Annotated in this window: 14 protein-coding genes and 1 pseudogene; 9 read left to right on the top strand and 6 right to left on the bottom strand. The window is 71.7% G+C overall.

Annotated elements, in window-relative coordinates; all coding sequences use genetic code 11:
- The first annotated feature begins 276 nt into the window (after positions 1 to 276).
- Complete coding sequence (locus tag ACZ4WQ_RS09665) at positions 277 to 732, top strand: hypothetical protein (RefSeq protein ID WP_398374423.1); 456 nt, start codon at positions 277 to 279, stop codon at positions 730 to 732.
- A gap of 48 nt (positions 733 to 780) precedes the next feature.
- On the opposite strand, the gene ACZ4WQ_RS09660 is transcribed toward ACZ4WQ_RS09665, so the two are convergent.
- Genes ACZ4WQ_RS09660 through ACZ4WQ_RS09650 form a run of 3 tightly spaced genes read right to left on the bottom strand, consistent with a single transcriptional unit; the run spans position 781 to position 3,715 of the window.
- A complete protein-coding gene (locus ACZ4WQ_RS09660) occupies positions 781 to 1,587 on the bottom strand; it encodes an ABC transporter ATP-binding protein (RefSeq protein ID WP_311723270.1) in 807 nt (268 codons plus the stop codon).
- The gene (locus ACZ4WQ_RS09655) at positions 1,584 to 2,666 is read right to left on the bottom strand and encodes a FecCD family ABC transporter permease (protein ID WP_398374422.1); all 1,083 of its coding nucleotides are present in this window, start codon (positions 2,664 to 2,666) and stop codon (positions 1,584 to 1,586) included. The genes ACZ4WQ_RS09660 and ACZ4WQ_RS09655 overlap by 4 nt, the downstream gene beginning before the upstream one ends.
- 11 nt (positions 2,667 to 2,677) lie before the next feature.
- The gene (locus tag ACZ4WQ_RS09650) at positions 2,678 to 3,715 is read right to left on the bottom strand and encodes an ABC transporter substrate-binding protein (RefSeq protein WP_468022136.1); all 1,038 of its coding nucleotides are present in this window, start codon (positions 3,713 to 3,715) and stop codon (positions 2,678 to 2,680) included.
- Between the two features lie 652 nt (positions 3,716 to 4,367).
- On the opposite strand from ACZ4WQ_RS09650, the gene ACZ4WQ_RS09645 reads away from it, so the two are divergent.
- Complete coding sequence (locus ACZ4WQ_RS09645; protein ID WP_311723271.1) at positions 4,368 to 5,342, top strand: alpha/beta hydrolase; 975 nt, start codon at positions 4,368 to 4,370, stop codon at positions 5,340 to 5,342.
- Positions 5,343 to 5,564: 222 nt separating this feature from the next.
- Here ACZ4WQ_RS09645 and ACZ4WQ_RS09640 read toward each other — a convergent pair whose 3' ends face one another.
- Positions 5,565 to 6,425, bottom strand: a complete 861-nt coding sequence (locus tag ACZ4WQ_RS09640) for a LysR family transcriptional regulator (protein WP_311723272.1) — start codon at positions 6,423 to 6,425, stop codon at positions 5,565 to 5,567.
- A gap of 127 nt (positions 6,426 to 6,552) precedes the next feature.
- Here ACZ4WQ_RS09640 and ACZ4WQ_RS09635 point away from each other — a divergent pair, with 127 nt between their 5' ends.
- Together ACZ4WQ_RS09635 and ACZ4WQ_RS09630 are read left to right on the top strand one after the other, a co-directional pair.
- Entirely contained in the window at positions 6,553 to 6,891 is a 339-nt protein-coding gene (locus tag ACZ4WQ_RS09635; RefSeq protein WP_311723273.1) for a GNAT family N-acetyltransferase, read from the top strand.
- A 123-nt stretch (positions 6,892 to 7,014) separates the two neighbouring features.
- The gene (locus ACZ4WQ_RS09630; RefSeq protein WP_311723274.1) at positions 7,015 to 7,758 is read left to right on the top strand and encodes a VC0807 family protein; all 744 of its coding nucleotides are present in this window, start codon (positions 7,015 to 7,017) and stop codon (positions 7,756 to 7,758) included.
- Between the two features lie 3 nt (positions 7,759 to 7,761).
- Here the strand turns inward: ACZ4WQ_RS09630 and ACZ4WQ_RS09625 are convergent.
- Positions 7,762 to 8,978 (bottom strand): annotated as a pseudogene (locus ACZ4WQ_RS09625) (right-handed parallel beta-helix repeat-containing protein).
- 411 nt (positions 8,979 to 9,389) lie between these two features.
- Here ACZ4WQ_RS09625 and ACZ4WQ_RS09620 point away from each other — a divergent pair.
- Genes ACZ4WQ_RS09620 through ACZ4WQ_RS09600 form a run of 5 tightly spaced genes read left to right on the top strand, consistent with a single transcriptional unit; the run spans position 9,390 to position 15,947 of the window.
- Positions 9,390 to 10,244 carry an ABC transporter permease gene (locus ACZ4WQ_RS09620; RefSeq protein WP_358844806.1) on the top strand — a complete coding sequence of 285 codons (855 nt, stop codon included), beginning with the start codon at positions 9,390 to 9,392 and terminating at the stop codon, positions 10,242 to 10,244.
- Complete coding sequence (locus ACZ4WQ_RS09615; protein WP_398374420.1) at positions 10,241 to 11,128, top strand: carbohydrate ABC transporter permease; 888 nt, start codon at positions 10,241 to 10,243, stop codon at positions 11,126 to 11,128. The genes ACZ4WQ_RS09620 and ACZ4WQ_RS09615 overlap by 4 nt, the downstream gene beginning before the upstream one ends.
- 52 nt (positions 11,129 to 11,180) lie before the next feature.
- On the top strand, positions 11,181 to 12,830 hold the full coding sequence (locus ACZ4WQ_RS09610; protein WP_398374419.1) for a sugar ABC transporter substrate-binding protein: 1,650 nt from the start codon (positions 11,181 to 11,183) through the stop codon (positions 12,828 to 12,830).
- 44 nt (positions 12,831 to 12,874) lie between these two features.
- Complete coding sequence (locus ACZ4WQ_RS09605) at positions 12,875 to 13,930, top strand: LacI family DNA-binding transcriptional regulator (protein WP_311723278.1); 1,056 nt, start codon at positions 12,875 to 12,877, stop codon at positions 13,928 to 13,930.
- A 22-nt stretch (positions 13,931 to 13,952) separates the two neighbouring features.
- A complete protein-coding gene (locus ACZ4WQ_RS09600) occupies positions 13,953 to 15,947 on the top strand; it encodes a DUF2264 domain-containing protein (RefSeq protein ID WP_398374417.1) in 1,995 nt (664 codons plus the stop codon).
- A gap of 75 nt (positions 15,948 to 16,022) precedes the next feature.
- Here the strand turns inward: ACZ4WQ_RS09600 and ACZ4WQ_RS09595 are convergent, their stop codons facing one another.
- Positions 16,023 to 17,660, bottom strand: coding sequence for a cellulase family glycosylhydrolase (locus ACZ4WQ_RS09595; protein WP_398374416.1), 1,638 nt, complete (start codon positions 17,658 to 17,660; stop codon positions 16,023 to 16,025).
- Positions 17,661 to 17,933: the final 273 nt, after the last annotated feature.

The following is a 17,933-nucleotide window of genomic DNA, read 5'->3' as shown; positions in this document are numbered from 1 at the left end:
CGCCCAGGACCAATTCCCCGGAATCGGCGACGGCCTCGGCCACAACGACGGCTGGCTGGTGCGCGACCGCGCGAACTGGCTGGTGGCGGAGGCCGAGGACGGCATCGTGGCGGGCCGTGTCGCCCAGGACACCTCCCGCGTCTTCGCCGAGCGCCGTCACCGTCTACGAGCCGGACGGCCGGGTGCGCTGGGTGTACGCGCACCTTCCCTGGCCCGACCGGACGATCGGCTCGGGAGCCTGCTGCCCCGACGCTGCCGTCCGCCTCCGTGGGCCATATGTTCCAGCAGTCCCTCACGGACCCCGCTCAGCTGTTCCTCGACTGGTGGGAGGGCGATGTCCTGCGCGCCCAACAGATCGGCATGACGGAGGAGCCGTTCGCCGGGCTGAGCCTGGGCGGGGCGTTTCTGAAGCTGGACGTGGGCGGGGAGTGGCTGAGCCGGTACGCGCCCGGGCAGGCCGATGTCACCGTGGAGGCGAAGGACGTGCTCCCCGACGGGCTGCGCTTCGTCGGCTTCCGCCCCGGGTTCCTGGACCGGGACCGCGTCCTGGTGGCCGTGGCCGAGGAGCAGTGGTCGCCGGAGGCCTGGCACCTCATCTGCGACGGCCACACCCTGGTGCCGCTCGCCGAGGTCGGCTACCCGGGAACCGGCTGCCTCGACCCGCTCGCGCTGGGCGACGGCACCTGGCTGACGGCGCACGGCGACACCGTACGGCGCTGGCGCAGCGCCTGATCGCGGGTGCGTCCGGCCCGGGTGCGCCGACCCGGGTGCGCCGGCCGGTCACGCGCCGGAGGCGGCCCTGCCGAGGAAGCGGATGTGGGGGCGTCCCTCCGGCCCGTCGGAGGTGACGACGGAGCGCACACCGTAGACGTCCGCGATGAGGTCCTCGGTGAGGACGTCGTGCGGCGTACCGCGGGCCACGACGCGGCCGGCCTTCAGGACCACCAGCCGGTCGCAGTACATCGCCGCCAGGTTCAGGTCGTGGAGGGCGATGACGGTGGTCACGGGCAGGGCCGCGACGAGGGACAACAGGTCCAGCTGGTGCTGGATGTCGAGGTGGTTGGTCGGCTCGTCCAGCAGGAGTTCGCGCGGCTCCTGGGCGAGCGCCCGGGCGATCTGGGCACGTTGGCGTTCGCCGCCGGACAGCGTGTGCCAGGACTGGTCGGCCCGGTCGGCGAGCCCGGTCCGCTCGAGGGCGCCGCGTACCGCGTTCTCGTCCGCCGCCGACGGCGCCGACCAGGCGCGGCGGTGCGGGATCCGGCCGAGGCCCACGACATCCCGTACGGTCAGCTCGGCCTGGGTCACGGCGTCCTGTTCGACGACGGCGACACGCCGGGCGACCGTCCTGCGCGGCAGGTCGCCGAGCGGGTGGCCGTCGAGGGCGACGACGCCGGAGGACGGGGCCAGCACCCCGGCCAGCAGCCGCAGCAGGGTGGACTTGCCGGAGCCGTTGGGCCCGAGCAGCCCCGTGCAGGAGCCCGGTGGCGGGGCGATGTCGACGGCGTCCAGGACGAGTCGGCCGCCCGCGGTGCGCGCCAGCCGCTCCGCGCGCAGGCCGGTGGTCGTGGTGCCGGGGCCGCCGGTCATACGGTGGTCGCCTTCCGGGTGCGGTAGAGGATCAGGACGAACGCCGGTACGCCGATGAGCGAGGTGACCACGCCCACCGGCACCTCCTGCGGTTCGAGCACGGTGCGGGCCAGGGTGTCGACCCACACCAGGAACACCGCCCCGGCCAGCGCGGTGAGCGGCAGCAGACGGCCGTGGGCGGATCCGGCGAGGGCGCGGGCGGCGTGCGGGAGCACGAGCCCCACGAAGCCGATGGCCCCGGCGCAGCTGACCAGCGCCGCGGTCAGCAGCGCGGTGGCGGTCAGCAGGATCAGCCGGGTACGGGCCACGTCGACGCCGAGCGTGGCCGCCGCGTCCCGCCCGAACGCGAAGGCGTCGAGCGCGTGGGCGTGGACGGCGCACACCAGCAGGGTCACGGCCAGCACGGCCAGGCACACCCACACCTCGTCCCAGGTGGCGCCGCTGAGCGAGCCGAGCAGCCAGAACAGCACACCGCGGGTCTGTTCCGCGTCGGCCGCCGTCATCACCACGAAGGAGGTGAGGGCGGAGAACAGCTGCATCGCGGCGACCCCGGAGAGCACGATCCGGTCCGTCGTGCCGCCCAGGACATGGCTGAGCAGCAGGACGAGGATGAACGAGGCCAGGGCGCCGACGAAGGCGCCCGCCGAGATCGACACGGCCCCGCCGCCGACCCCCAGCACCACGACGAAGACCGCGCCCGTGGAGGCTCCGGAGGAGACGCCGAGCACAAAGGGGTCGGCGAGCGGGTTGCGCAGCATCGACTGCATCACCGCCCCGCACAGCGCGAGCCCCGCCCCGCACACCGCGGCGAGCAGGGTGCGCGGCAGCCGCAGGTCCCAGACGATTCCGGCCCGGATCGGCGTCAGGTCGGAGGTGCCCCAGCCCAGATGGGCGGCCACCACGGCCCAGACGTCGGCGACGCCGATGCTGGCCGGGCCGATGGTGATGGCCACCGCGACCGAGGCCAGCAGCGTGGCGAGCCCCGCCGCCCACAGCACGGCGCTCCTGAGCCGGCGGCTTCCGGGGGGCGCGGCTCGGCGAGGGGCCGTGTGGCGTGGCGTCACCTGGCTCGGTGTCACTTGGCGTGGCGTCACCTGGCGAGCCCGAACGCGCGCAGGGCGGCGGCGGTCTTCTCGATGCCCTCGACCGTGCGGATCGACGGGTTCATGGCCTGCCCGCTGAGCAGGACGTACCGCTTGTGCCTGACCGCGTCCATGGTCCGTGTGACCGGGTTGGACTCCAGGAACTCGATCTTCTTCGCGGCGGTCTCGGCCGACTCCTGCTCGCGTGAGAGATCGCCGATGACCAGGACATCGGGGTCGCGGTCCGCGATCGCCTCCCAGTTGATCTGGGGCCACTCGTCGTGGCGGTCGTCGAAGACGTTCTCGGCGCCCAGCGCCCGGGTGATGATGCCGGGCGCGCCACAGCAGCCGGCCAGGTACGGGGCGTCGGAGTTGGCGAACCAGAAGAGCATGGTGGTGCCGGAGGCGTCGATGTCCTCGGTCGCCGCCTTCACCCGGGCCTTCAGAGCGCCGATCAGCCGCTCGCCCCGCTTCTCCACCCCGAAGACCGTGGCGAGGTCCCGGATCTCCCGGTAGATGTTCTCCATGGTCAGCGGGGTGGCGCGGGAGCCGTCGCCGTCACCGGTGTTGTCCTTGGCGCAGTCGGCCGGGGAGACATAGGTGGGCACGCCCAGGTCCTCGAACTGCTGGCGCGTGGCCACGCCGCCCTTGCCCAGGGTGGACTCGAACGAGGCGGACACGAAGTCCGGCTCCTGGTCCAGCACCTTCTCGAACGAGGGGGCGTTGTCGGCGAGCCGGTCCACCGTGGCGTTGGCCTTCCGCAGGCCCTTCAGCACCGGGTCGGTCCAGGTGGCCGTGCCCGCCATGCGGTCGGCCAGGCCGAGCGAGAGCAGGATCTCGCTGCTGCCCTGGTTGAGCGACACCGCGCGCCGGGGCGGCCCGGCGATATGCACCGTGTGGCCGCAGTTGGTGAGCGTACGCGGATATCCGGCGGCGGCGCGGTCCGACGGCCGGTCGCCGTTCGGGGTGGCGTCGGCGCAGCCGGCCAGCGTCAGGGTCGTGGTCAGGAAGAAGGCGGTGAGACGGGCGGGGCGTGCTATCGGCACGGACGTTCCTCTGCATGACGGGGCTCAGCTGCGGAGCCGGTCGTACGGTGGTGTTTCCCAAGGCCGGTCCGGTGAGGGCCGCGGCACCCGGCCGGGGCCCGATGGGCACGGGCACGGCGGTGTCGGGTGTGTTCGGCCGTTGCCGGACGGTGTGTTCGGCCGTTAGCGGAGGAGCAGCGGCAGGGCGCCGGAGAGGACGGCCGGTGTGCTCGGCGCGGGCGCGGCGGACTGGGCCATGCTGAAAACCTCCTGGGGAACACGCGTCCCGGTTGTCGGTGCTCATACGACGGCGCAGGGTCTGACTCGCCCGGCGGCCGCCCCGCAGCACGGGGCCTCCGCCGGACACACAGTGGCGCGACCGTGCCGGATTCCCACCGGCTTCCGTCACGCCGTCGTTTGTCCATGAGACGTTAGCGCGCGCCGGGCCACGACCGCTACGCGGCACCGCGGGACGGAACATGCCCTCACGTGGCCTACGAGACGCACGGACGCCGCGGCCGGATCCCCCGCATGGCGCTGCGGGGAAAGACTCGGTGCGCTGGCGGACAAGAGTTGACCGGTGGCCGACCTAGGGTGACCCCAGCAGCCGGGAGATCTCCACGATCTTCCCGGCAATTCCCCATTCCTTACCCCCACACCTCGGGAGAGCCAGATGTCGGATGCCGTCGTGCCGCCGGTCCAGCCTGTCCTGGAGCCGGCCGCAGCCGCCTTCGCCGAAGCCACCGCCAACCCTCCGTACCTCTTCGATCTGGCCCCGGCTGAGGGCCGCGCGGCGGTCGACGAGGTGCAGTCCGGCGAGATCGACAAGCCGGCGGTCGACGAGGAGTGGATCACGGTGGCCGGCGGCCCCACGGGCAGCGTCCGGGTCCGCATCGTCAAGCCCGCGGGCAGCACCGGGGAGCTGCCGGTGATCATTTACATCCACGGCGCCGGATGGGTGTTCGGCAACGCCCACACCCATGACCGCCTGGTCCGCGAGCTGGCCGTCGGCGCGAACGCGGCGGTGGTCTTCCCGGAGTACGCCCTGTCGCCGGAGGCCCGGTACCCGGTGGCCATCGAGCAGAACTACGCGGTCGCCCAGTGGGTGGTCCGGGAGGGCGGGTCCAAGGGCCTGGACGGCACCCGGCTGGCCGTGGCCGGCGACTCCGTCGGCGGCAACATGACCGCGGCCCTGACCCTGATGGCCAAGGAGCGCGGCGATGTGCCGCTGGTCCAGCAGGTGCTGTTCTACCCGGTCACCGACGCGAGCTTCGACACCGGCTCGTACCACCAGTTCGCCACCGGCTACTTCCTGCGCCGGGACGGCATGCAGTGGTTCTGGGACCAGTACACCACCGACGAGGCGCAGCGGGCCGAGATCACCGCCTCGCCGCTGCGCGCCACGACGGAGCAGCTGACGGGTCTGCCGCCGGCCCTGGTGATCACCGCTGAGGCGGACGTCCTGCGGGACGAGGGCGAGGCCTACGCGAACAAGCTGCGCCAGGCCGGTGTCCCGGTCACCGCCGTGCGCGTCCAGGGCATCATCCACGACTTCGTCATGGTCAACGCGATGCGCGAGACCCACGCCGCGCAGGTCGCCATCAAGCTGGCCGCCGACACGCTGGGCACCGCGCTCCAGAAGCGCTGAGAAGCCGACCAAGGCCGAGCAAGGCCGAGGAGGGCACTCCGCCGCAGCGTCCCGACCGGGGCCCGCGGCGGAGTGCGTCCTGCCGCTCCTGGCCCTGCTCTACTGGACCACCGAGCACCGGGCGGCCCGCCACACCGCCGGCTGACGGCCGGCCCCGGCCCGTACGCGAGCCCCGCACCCCGGACAGCGGGGGCGGCGCTCGCGGCCCGCTGCCGACCGGGGTCAGGCGAGGTGTCGCAACAGGGCGGCGGCCGCCGGGGGTGTCTCCCCCCGGGGCCACACCGCCATCACGTTCCAGCGCGGCGGGCGCCGGTCGAACCTGCGCAGGGTCAGATCGGGGAAACGAGCGGCGATGGACTCCGGCATGACGCACACCCCGAGGTCGTGGCGGACGAGTTCGGACGCCGCGACGATGTCGTTGACCTCGAAGGCGGTGCCGCGCTCGACCAGGGCGGCCCGGAAGGCCCGGTCCACCGCGCCGCGGATCGCCCAGCCGGGTGTGAAGTCGATGAACGGCATCCGGGCGATCTCGGCGAAGGTGACCCGGTCCTCCTGGGCGAAGCCACGCGCGGGCGAGGCCGTGAGCACCATCTCCTCGCGCACCAGCGGGCGGGTCACCAGCCCCCGCTGCTGCTGGCGGTCCAGGGCCACCACGGCGAGGTCCACCGTGCCGTCGCGCAGCGCCTGCCGGATGTCGGCCACCGGGGCCTGCCGGAGCCGGACCACCACACGGGGGTGTTCCGCCCGCAGCGCGGCCAGCGCGCGGTGCAGACCGACCCAGACTCCCTGCATGGTGCCGACCGTGACCTGCCCGCGCAACTCGCCGCGCGCCACGTCGACCGCGGCCCGGGCCTGCTCGGCCGCCCGCAGCGCCGTGCGGGCCGCCGGCACGAACGCCTCTCCGGCCGGGGTGAGGGAGACCCGGTGGGTGGTGCGTTCGAACAGCCGGGTCCCCATCTCCTTCTCCAGCGCCCGGACCGTGCCGGACACCGCCGACTGCACCACGTGCAGGCGCCGCGCCGCCGCGGTGAAGCCGCCTTCCTCGGCGACGGCGACGACGACCTCCATCTGCCGCAGATCCATACCCACTCCCGAGGGACGGTGCGCTGTCGGGCAAGGCCCGGTGCGCACACCGGCACACCGTCCTCACCTCGCGGTCTAGGGTGGCACCGAGCGTGACCCCCGCACCGCCGACGCCGAATGGAACACGATGACACAGCCGGCCGCAATTCCCGTCGTCCGCCGAGCCGACCAGCTCCACCGCTACGAGATCCTGGTCGACGGCGAGCTCGCCGGCTTCACGGAGTACCGCGACCACGACGAGCAGCGGGTCTTCTACCACACCGAGATCGACGACGCCTTCGCCGGGCAGGGCCTGGCCTTCCGCCTCGTCCAGGAGGCGCTGACCGACGTACGCGACACCGGGCACCGCGCCGTGCCCGTCTGCCCCTACGTGGCGAAGTTCCTGACCAAGCAGACCGAGTTCGCCGACATCACCGACCCCGTCACTCCGGAGATCCGGCAGTGGCTCCGCACGGCGCTGCGCTGACGGCCGTCCCGGCGCCGGACGGCCTCCCGTCCAGGTTTCAGCGACGACTGGCGGCCCTGAACTGGTCCGCCACCGCGCACCTGCTCTACCGTGCACTCACCAGCACGTCGTACGGGGGGATTCATGCACACTCAGAACACGGCCGCGCAGAGCGACCGGAGCACACCGGACACCCAGCCACCGGGGCCCGACGAGCAGCCCACGCCGCCCGCCCGGTCCCGGGGTGCCGCGCTGGTCGGCTGGGTCGTCACCATCGCCCTGAACGTCGTCGCGCCGATCGTCACGTACAACGCGCTCCACGACCACGGCTGGAGCGAGTTCTCGGCGCTCCTGGTCAGCGGCGCCTGGCCGGTGCTCGACAGCGCCGTTCACTTCGTGTGGCGCCGCCATCTCGATGAATTCGCCGTCGTCACCCTGGTGTTCCTGGTGATCTCGGCCGTGATGTCGCTCGTCGGCGCGCACTCGGCCCGCGCCCTGCTCGTCAAGGACTCCGCCGTCACGGGGCTGTTCGGGCTGCTGTGCCTGGCCACGCTGCTGGCGCCGCGCCCCTTGATGTTCTACTTCGGGCGCAAGTTCGCCACCGACGGCACCGAGGCGAGCACCGTCTGGTGGAACGACCTGTGGCAGTACGAGGGCTTCCGCCGGACCATGATGACGATGACGGCGGTCTGGGGCGTGGCGTATCTGCTGGAGGCCGGGGTCCGGGCCGCGCTCGCCTACGTGCTGAGCACGGACACCATGGTGGTCCTGAGCCCGGTCCTGATCTACGGAGTGCTCGGCGCCCTCGCCCTGTGGACGGGCTGGTACGCCAAGCGGTCGCAGCGCAAGGGCGAGGAGCTCGCCGCCGCGGCCGCGACCGCCCAGTGAGCGTCAGCAGATGCTCTGGCTGCTGTTCACCAGCCGGTTGTTGCGGAACTCGGTGTTCTCGCCGCAGGGGCTTTCCCGGATGGCCGAGTTGGTCACGGTGAGTTCTGCACGGTGATGTCCCGGTTGTTGGCGAACTCGGTGCGCGCGGCGAGCCGGATCTCGCCGCCGCCCGTGACGGTGCCGCTCTGCGCGGCGAGGTTCACGTTGTAGCAGTTCTCGATCAGAACGGCGTTGTTGCCGGTGTCGGAGATCGTCACCCGGTCGATGACCGCGCCACCGCTCTCGGAGACACAGAACACACCGCGCCCGCCGCCGCGCGCGATGACCTCGCCCACCCGGATGTTGGTGGGATAGGAGCTGCCGACCCGGCCGTTGCGGTTGGCCATACGGAAGGCCGCGTAGCCGGTGCCGGCGCCCGCGTTGTCCGCGTCGACCTTGGTGACCGTGGCGTTGATGGTCTGGTTGAGCAGCAGCCCCGACTCGCCCACGTTCCGCGCGGTGACCGTGCCGATCGTGATGCCGTCCACCCCGTAGGTCTCCACCGCGTGGCTGGAGGCCCCGGAGACATAGACGTTGTCGATCCTGACGTTCTTCGTCCACTGGCTGGTGTCGCCGCGGTTGTCGATCCGGACACCGAGCCCGGCCGACAGCCGCATGTCGATCTGGCCGAGCACCACGTTCTGGACGTTCCGCATGAAGATCCCGTACAGCGGGCTGCCGGTGAGCTTGAGGTTCTGGATCTCGATGTCCCGTGCGCCACGTGCGTAGACCGGCGCCTGGTCCCCGGAGCCGCTGCCGGTGACATTGATCGTGCCGCAGACATCCAGCGTCGTGTAGCTGGGCAGCGACACCCGGGAGTTGGCGCTGATGGAGCCGGAGCCGCGCACCACGACCCGCTCCTTGGACGTGCGGCCGGCCGTGAGGCTGTTGATCGCCGCCTGCATGGCGGCCCGCATATCGGTGCCCGTGTACACGACGCCGCTCCCGCGCCGCGCGGTCCAGGTGCTGCCGCTCAGCACGGCTTCGGCCTGGTACGAACCGTCACCGCACGCCGCGAGCCGCGGCGAGGCTTCGGCAGACCCGGCCCGGCCCGGATCCGCCGCGGCCACGGCCGACGGGCTCAGCCCGGAGCCGAGTGCGAGGAGGGCGACGGCGCCGGTCAGGGCGGCTCGCGTCCGGCGGGGCGCCCGGGAAGGGGGTGGTGCGGCTCTGCGTCCCATCTCGTCATCTCCTGTGTGGGGGTGATCACCCATGTCGAACGATCGACAGCACCCGTCGGGGTGCGGGGGAACAGGGAGGAGCAAGCGCTTTCTAGCAGTGTGGCCGCGAGTCTGGCAGTGCCCCGTCCGAGCGTCAAGGAAGTGTGCGGGACGAGGTGTCAGCCGTTCGGCCGCCACCCGCCGTTGCTCCGGCGACCCCGCACCGGAGATGTGTCAGAAGTGTTGACCGCAGCCTGAAAACGTTTTAACTTCCCCTCACTTCATACCCACAGCCGAGGAGGCTCCGTGGCAGCGTTGCTACGTGAGCGCCCTGAGAAATCGACGGCAAGCCGCCCTTCCCGTCACCTGTCAGGCGCTTCAATCCAGCGAAAAGGTTTTCACAGACGCCGTAGCCGGACGCTGTTCTGGCTCATGGTGCCCGGGCTCGCGTACTTCCTGGTGTTCCACTACGGCGCCCTCGTCGGCAACGTCATCGCCTTCAAGGAGTACGTGCCCTTCGACGGCCTCTGGGGCAGCCCGTGGACCGGCGTGGAGAACTTCCAGCGGATGATGGAAGACGGCGCGTTCTGGGACGCGGTGATCAACACCCTCTGGATCGCGATCCTCCAGCTGGTCTTCTACTTCCCCGTCCCGCTCGCCCTCGCGCTGCTGCTGCACAGCCTGACCTGGTCCACCGTGCGGCGCTTTGTGCAATCGGTGGTGTATCTGCCGCACTTCATCTCATGGGTGATCGTCGTAGCCCTGTTCCAGCAGGTCCTCGGGGACACGGGTCTGGTGAACGGCTACCTCGGCGACGCCGGTCTGCACACCGTCGACATCATCGGAAACCCGGACGCCTTCAAGCCGCTGGTGGTGGCCCAGGTGATCTGGAAGGACGCCGGCTGGGGCACCATCATCTTCCTGGCCGCGCTGTCGCAGGTCGACGAGCAGCAGTACGAGGCCGCCGCGATCGACGGGGCGGGGCCCTGGCGGCGCTTCTGGCATGTCACCCTGCCCGCCATCCGCCCGGTGATCATTCTGCTGCTCATCATGCGGCTGGGCGACATCCTCTCCGTGGGCTTCGAGCAGATGCTGCTCCAGCGCGACGCGGTCGGCCCGCAGGCCGCCGAGATCATCGACACCTTCGTCTACTACCAGGGCATCGTCGGCGGCGACTACGGGTTCGCGGCGGCCGCGGGCCTGTTCAAGGGCCTGGTCGGCGCGCTGCTCGTCTACGCGGCCAACAAGGTCGCCCACCGGCTCGGGGAACAGGGGGTCTACAAGTGAGCGCCACGGTGCGGCCCGGCTGGATGGAGAAGCCGAAACCCCTCACACAGGCCGGCAAGGCCGTCGCCCTCGTCGCCGTCGTGCTGCTGGTCTGTGTGCCGTTCCTGGTGATCCTGTCGACCTCGCTCGCCTCCCAGCGCGAGGTGGTGGCCAACGGCGGCTGGGTGCTGTGGCCCGAACACCCGACCCTCCAGGCGTACCGCGACATCCTCGACGGCGGCATCGTCACCCAGGCGCTCGGGGTCAGCGCGGGCGTCACCGTCATCGGCACCCTGCTCAGCCTCGCCTGCACGGTCACCCTCGCCTACGCGCTGTCCCGCCCCGGTGTCTTCGGCGGCAGACCCGTACTCCTGCTGGTCCTGTTCACCTTCCTCTTTCCGCCCGGCATGATCCCGAACTTCCTGCTCGTCAAGGAACTCGGACTGCTCGACTCCTACGCCTCGCTGATCCTCCCGGTGCTGATCAACGTCTTCAACCTGGTCGTCCTGCGCGGCTTCTTCCACGCCATCCCCGAGGAGCTGTACGAGGCGGCCCGGCTGGACGGCGCCGGAGACCTGCGGGTGCTGTGGTCGGTCGTGCTGCCCCTGTCGAAGGCCGCGCTCGCCGTCGTCGGCCTGTTCTACGCCGTCGCCTACTGGAACTCCTGGTTCTACGCCTCGCTCTACCTCGAAAGCGACCACTGGCCGCTCCAACAGGTGCTGCGCACCTATGTGGTGACCGGCGCCGGGCTCACGGACACCACCACCGGAGAAGCCACGGTGAACGCGCCGCAGACGATCCAGATGGCCATCCTCGTGATCGCCACCGTGCCGATCCTGCTCGTCTACCCCTTCCTCCAGAAGTACTTCACCAAGGGCGTGCTCACCGGCGCCATCAAGAGCTGAGCCCGCAACAGCCAGCAGCCTCACGAGCCGCACCCAGAAAGGTCCCCCGCCCATGCCCAGCATGTCCCGACGCACCCTGCTGCGCTCCATGACCACCGGTGGAGCCGCGGTCTGCCTCCCCGGTCTGCTCACCGCCTGCTCCACCGGTTCGGACGACGGCGATGTCTCCAACGCGGGCAAGAAACTCGCCGCGTGGCCCGCCTACAAGGCGGCCTCGGGCGCCAAGCCCGACCTCGCCGCCACCGAGTCGGGGGTCCAGCCCGGCTACACCTCCTACCCCGCCGATCTGGCCACCTCGGTCGCGCGCACCCCGGGCGACGGCTCCACGGTCAAGGTCATGTCCGTCACCTTCGGCACCCCGCCGAAGGGGCGGGGGCAGAACCAGTACTGGCGGGCCGTCGAGAAGGCCCTGGGCGTCAAGATCGAGTTCACCATCGTCTCGCAGGCCGACTACCAGAAGAAGATGGCCACGGTGATGGCGGGCGACCCCGATTCGCTGCCGGACATCATCAACGTCTTCTCCGGGTTCGTCCTTCCCCGCGAAGCGCAGTTCGTGCAGCGCAGGGCCGAGGACCTGACGCCGTTCCTGTCGGGCGAGGCCGTCAAGGACTACCCCAACCTGGCGGGCATCCCCACCCACGCCTGGCGCGACATGGGCCGCGTCGGGGGCCGCATCTACGGCATCCCCCTCGAACGCCCGCTGCCCGGCTCCACGCTGTGGCTCAACCAGGGCATGTTCCGCGACGCCGGCATGAAAGAGGGATGGACCTCCCAGGACTTCGCCGACGTCGCCAAGAAGGCCACCCACGGCAAGGCCTACGCCCTGGGCGCGTCCACCGGTTCGCTGTTCGGCAACGCCGTGCACTCCGCGGCCCACAACGCCCCGCAGGGCTGGGCCGTGGACACCAAGGGCACCTTCCGCCCGAACTTCACCGATGAGCGGTACAAGGCCGCGATCGCCTACCAGGCGCAGCTCCGCAAGAACGGCTCGTACCACCCCGACGCCACCTCGCTGTCGGCGGTGGACCTGAACACCCTGTTCCTCAACGGCACCGCCGGCTCCATGCAGAACGGCTTCGGCTCCTACCAGACCCTCTACCCCGACTCCAAGGGCCTGCTCACCCCCGCCCCCGCCCTGCCCTACGACGTGGACGGCACCCCCGGCGGCATCGTCGCCGCCCGCCGCTCCTTCGGCTACACCATCCTGAAGAAGGCCAAGAAGGAACGCGTCGAACTGCTGCTGCGCCTGCTCGACTACCTGGCCGCCCCGTTCGGCACCAAGGAATGGGAGCTCATGCACTACGGCCTGGAGGGAGTGCACTTCACCCGGGACAAGGACGGCGCGCCGAAGACCACCAAGCTGGGCCAGGTGGAGAACGTCAACAACCTCCCCTTCAAGTATCTGGCCGAGGGGCCGCAGGTGCTGTTCGTGCCGGGCAGGCCCGAGGTCGTACGCGCGCTGCACGCCTGGCAGCAGAAGGTGGTCCCGGTCGCCATCCGCAACGCGTCGTACGGGCTCCAGTCCCGCACCTCCACCGCGCAGGGCACCACCCTCAGGGCCCTCATGGACGACACGATCACCGCGGTCATCGCCGGGCGCTCCCCGATGTCCGAGTACGACGCCGCCGTCAAGACCTGGCGCTCCCGCGGCGGCGACAGGATGGCCGAGGAGTTCGCCAAGGACTACGCCGCGAACAGCTGAGACGGCACCGACGACCACGTGGCGCGAGGAGATGAGGGAACGGCATGGCGGCAAGGGGGCGGGCCACGATCCGCGATGTGGCGGAGCGGGCGGGCGTGTCCGCGGCCACCGTCTCCCGCGCGCTGAGCGGCAACCACCCGGTGCCGCCCGCCACCCGCACCCGGGTGCTCCGCGCCGCGCGGGCCCTGGACTACGTGGCCAACGCGCACGCCCGCGCACTGGTGGGCGGCGGCCGCAAGATGGTCGCCGTCGTGCTGCGCCAGGTCACCAACCCCTTCTACGCGAAGGTCGCCGAGGGGGTCGAGGCCGAGGCGACGGCCCACGGCCGGCTGTGTCTGGTCGGCAGCACCGGGGGCGACCCGCAGCGGGAGCTGGAGTTCGTGCAGCTCATGCGGGAGGAGGGCGCCAGCGTGGTGATCCTGGCGGGCGGCGTCGTCGAGGACGACGCCTACCGGGAGCGCGTGGCCCACTACGCCCACGCCCTGGCGGCCGCGGGCTCCCGGCTGGTGCTGTGCGGACGGCCCGCGCCCGGCCCGGACATCCCCGCGCTCGTCGTCGAGTTCGACAACGAGGCCGGCGCCAGGGCCATCACCGGCCACCTGGTCTCCACGGGGCACCGGCGGATCGTGTTCCTGGGCGGGCTGCCCGGGAACACGGCCCTGGACGCCCGGGTCGCCGGCTATCGCGCCGCGCTCGCCGCACACGGCCTGCCGCCCGCGGCCGCACATGTCGTCGACTGCGGCCTCGGCCGCGCCGCCGGACACCGTGCGATGGCCGAACTGCTCAGAGACGGAACGGAGTTCACCGCGGTCTTCGCGGGGGACGACATGGTCGCCGCCGGAGCGCTGCGGGCCATCGCCGAGGCGGGCCTGCGCGTACCCGGCGACATCTCCCTCGTCGGCTACAACGACATCCCACTCGCCCAGGACTTCAACCCCCCGCTGACCACCGTCCACACCCCCGCCGAGGAACTGGGCCGGGTCGCGGTACGGATGGCCCTGCGCGATCCCGAAGAGACCGCCGACACCCACCAAGTGCTCGGCACCCACATCGTCGTACGCGACAGCGTGGGACCGCCCTCGCCCGAACGCGCACAGTGACACACGGAGGACCCGACCCGGCATGACCGCGCCGCATCTCTCGGTCGACACCAACCACCCGCCGCGCCCCGACACCCGGCTCTCGCCGTACACGGGCTACACCCGCGCGCACTGGGAGGCCGCCGCCGACCGCCTGCTGACCGCACTCGTCCCGTATGCCTCCCCCGGCCTGGCCCAGTACCGGCTCCCCGGGCCGGCCAGCTACTCCGGCCCGTGGTCGGACGGGCTGGAGGGCTACGCCCGCTCGTTCCTGCTCGCCGCCTTCCGGATCGCCGGCGCCGGCGGAACCGACGCCCCCGGCTCCACCGTGATCCAGGGGCTCGTCGAGCGCTACGCCGCCGGTCTCGCCGCCGGCACCGACCCACGCCACCGGGAGCGCTGGCCCCCCATCGCCGACCGCGCCCAGCCCATGGTGGAGGCCGCCTCCATCGCGATCGCCCTGCACGAGACCCGCCCCTGGATCTGGGACCGGCTGCCCGACGCCGTACGCGGGCGGACCGCCGAGTGGCTGGGCGGCTTCGTCGGCGCCACCGCCAACGACTCCAACTGGCGCCTCTTCCAGGTCATCACCGAGGAATTCCTCGCCTCGGTCGACGCGCCGCACGAACGCGCCGAGATCGACGCGGGCCTGGCGCGCCTGGACGACTGGTACCGGGGCGACGGCTGGTACACCGACGGCGACGGCCGGAAGTTCGACTACTACAACGCCTGGGCCCTGCATCTGTACCCCGTCCTGTGGGCGCGCATCGCCGGGCCACGCGCCGACGCCGCCCGGGTCGCCGAACACCGCGCCCGGCTGCGCCGGTTCCTCGACACCCACCAGTACTTCTTCGGCTCCGACGGCGCCCCCGTCCACCAGGGCAGGTCCCTCACCTACCGCTACGCCACCACCGTGCCGCTGTGGGCGGGCGCCCTCACCGACGCCACCCCGCTGCCGCCCGGCCGCACCCGCAGGCTGGCCTCGGGCGCCCTGAAACACTTCGCCGACCACGGCGCGCCCGACGCGAACGGCCTGCTGAGCCTGGGCTGGTACCGCCCTTATCTCCCGGTCGTCCAGCCCTACTCCGGCCCCGCCTCCCCGTACTGGGCGAGCAAGGCGTTCCTCGGCCTGCTGCTGCCCGCCGACCACCCCGTGTGGACGGCCACCGAGGAACCCGGCCCCGTCGAGACCGCCGACCGGTGTCTCGCCCTGCCCGCCCCGGGGTGGCTGCTGCACTCCACCGCCGCCGACGGGATCGTCCGCCTGGTCAACCACGGCAGCGACCGGCTGCCGCCCCCGCCCGCCCCCTCGCAGGACAGCCCGCACTACACCCGGCTCGGGTACTCCACCGCCACCGCGCCACAGACCCCGCCCGGCGATGAACCGCCCGGCCCCGACAACCACATCACGCTGCTGTACCCCTCGGGCCCGTCCCGCCGGGGCCGTGTCCATCCGCTGTACACCGAAGGCCGTCGCGCGGCGTCGTGGCACACCCCGCTCGGCGCGGACGGCGACGGGGGGCGGCACACCATCGCCACGGGCAGCGTGGTGCGCGGTCCCTGGGAGGTGCGGGTGCACAGCGTCCAGGCCCCGCCCGGCACCACCGTGCGGGAGGGCGGCTGGGCGGTGGCCTGCGACACCGCTCCACCGGCCGTGGACACCGGCCCCGGCTGGGCGCTGGCCCGCCGCCCCGACGGCCTGACCACCGCGCTCGTGGGTCTCCTCGGGTGGGCGGACGGGCCCGAACCGCCCAGCGGCGAGGTGGCGCGGGCGCGGGGCCACAACGCCTACGGCCACCACTCGGCCACTCCCCTGCTCACCCTGGACCGCCACCCCGGCGCCACCCGGCTGCTGGTCACCCTGGTCGTCCTCACGGCCGACCCCGCGGTGTGCCGCGACCTCCACGCCGCACGCTCCCGCGCCCGGGCGCAGTTGATGCCTGACGGCACGGTGGAGGTCCGGTTCCCGGACGGCGTGGTCGAGCGGGTGGCCCCTCCGAAGGGCGGCGGCGCCGGCACGCCGGACGCGGGAACGTGATGGCCGCCGACGACGATTTCGACAGGGGATGGCATGCCCGCGGGGCAGCCGCGGGCATGCCCTCCTCGTCGTACGTCAGCCGGTGGCGCAGGCGCTGCCGCTGAGCGTGAAGGCGGTCGGCGCGGAGTTGGTGCTGCCCCTGTTGGCGGTGAAGCCGACGGTGACCGAACCGGCGGCGGGGATGGTGGCGGTGTAGGCGGCGGGGGTGACGGTCACCGCGGCGCCGCTCTGCTGCGGCGTGCCGCCCCACATGTTGGTGATGGTCTGGCCGTTGGCGAAGGAGAATCCCAGGGTCCAGCCGTTGATGGCGGCGGAGCCGGTGTTGCGGATGGAGATCTCCCCCTGGAAGCCGCTGCCCCAGTCGCCCACGACGCGGTAGCCGACCGAGCAGGCTCCGCCGGAGCCGCCGCCCTGCTGCGTGGTCACGCCGACCGTGGCCGAGCGGGCCGAGCGGTTGCCGGCCGCGTCCCGGGCGTAGACGGCGAAGGTGTACGAGGTGTTCGCGGTCAGGCCCGTGACGGTCGCCGTGGTGCCGGTCGACGTGGCGACCCGCGTCTCGGTGCCTCCGCTGACGCGGACGACGTCGTAGGCGGTGACGCCGACGTTGTCGGTGGCGGCGGGCCAGGTGAGGGTGGCGGAGGTGGCCGTCACGGCGGAGGCGGTCGGGGTGCCGGGGGCGGTCGGGGCCTGGGTGTCGCCGCCGGAGCCGCCGCCGAAGACGGTGGCCTCACGGGAGGTCTCGGCGATGCCGTTGGGCCCGTTGAAGACGCGCTTGCCCCAGTCGGTGAGCTTGTTGGGGTCGAAGTCGGTGGTCATGTCCAGGATGGGATCGGTGTTGCCGCTCCAGGACCAGGCCAGATATCCGAGCTTCAGCTGCTGCGCGGTGGCCATCATGGTGTTCTCGTCCGGGTCGCCGTACTGGTCGGGGGGCCCGCCGAACTCGCCGATGAGGATGGGCAGACGGGCGGTGACGAAGGCGTTCAGATAGTCGGTGATCTCCTGCGCCGTGTCATAGACGCTGTACATGTGGATCGAGAAGATCAGGTTGCCGGTGGAGTCGGCGTCGTAGACGGTCCGCGCGTTGGCCCGCATGACGCCCTGCCAGTCCTGCCCCCAGTTGGGGGCGTCCACCATGATCGTGTGCTGGAACCCGGCGGCGCGCAGCTTCTTGACCGCGTCGACCGTGGGATCGGTCCAGCCGGCGGGGTTGGTGTTGCCCCAGGGCTCGTTGCCGATGTTGATGATGACGTAGTTCTCTTCGCCGGCGAGCACGCTCTTGAGGCCGATCCAGTAGTCGGCCGCCTGGTCGAGCGAAGCGGCCGCGGACTCCTCGCCGTAGCCGGTGGTGTCGTGCACCTCCAGCACGCAGATGAGCCGGTTGGCCTTGCACTGAGCCACGATGGCGGCCACGTCCTCGGCGCTGTTCTTGGTCCAGCGGTGGCCGTTGGAGAGGACGACGCGGACGGTGTTGGCGCCCAGGGCCTTGATGTCGGCCAGCGACTGCGTCTCGCCCGGGTACCAGGTGTGGGCGTGGTTGACGCCGCGCATGACGAAATCGTTGCCGTTGCCCTCCAGCAGACGGCCGTCGCTGATGTGGAGGCCGGTGGCCAGCCGGGCGCGCGACTCGGCGTGGGCGGTCTGGCCGAGGCCCACGATCCCGAGGAGACCGGCCAATACGGCCAGCAGGACAGCCAGGTTTCTCTTTCGTCTCATTGCGACTCCAAGGAGTGAGTGCCTGGTGCCTTATGCGATCGAATAGTTGGGAGCGCTCCCATCAATGCATCACCCCCGAGACACGTCAAGGTGTCCGGCACCGGCCCGCCCTGTCCGCGGCGGCGTCCCCGGGCCCGTACCGGGCGGGTTCACACACCGCGCCTTGTTAGATGCACTTAAGGGTTTGTGGGGGCTTTTTTCATTACCCGTCACATACAGTCCCGCTTTATTGTTTACTTGGATTCAATAACCGGTCTGCGCCGTCTGACCCGC

The sequence above is a fragment of the Streptomyces sp. NPDC028305 genome, from assembly GCF_055569495.1.
The sequence above is the reverse complement of the archived record's forward strand: the minus strand, read 5'-3'. Positions and strand labels throughout refer to the sequence as shown.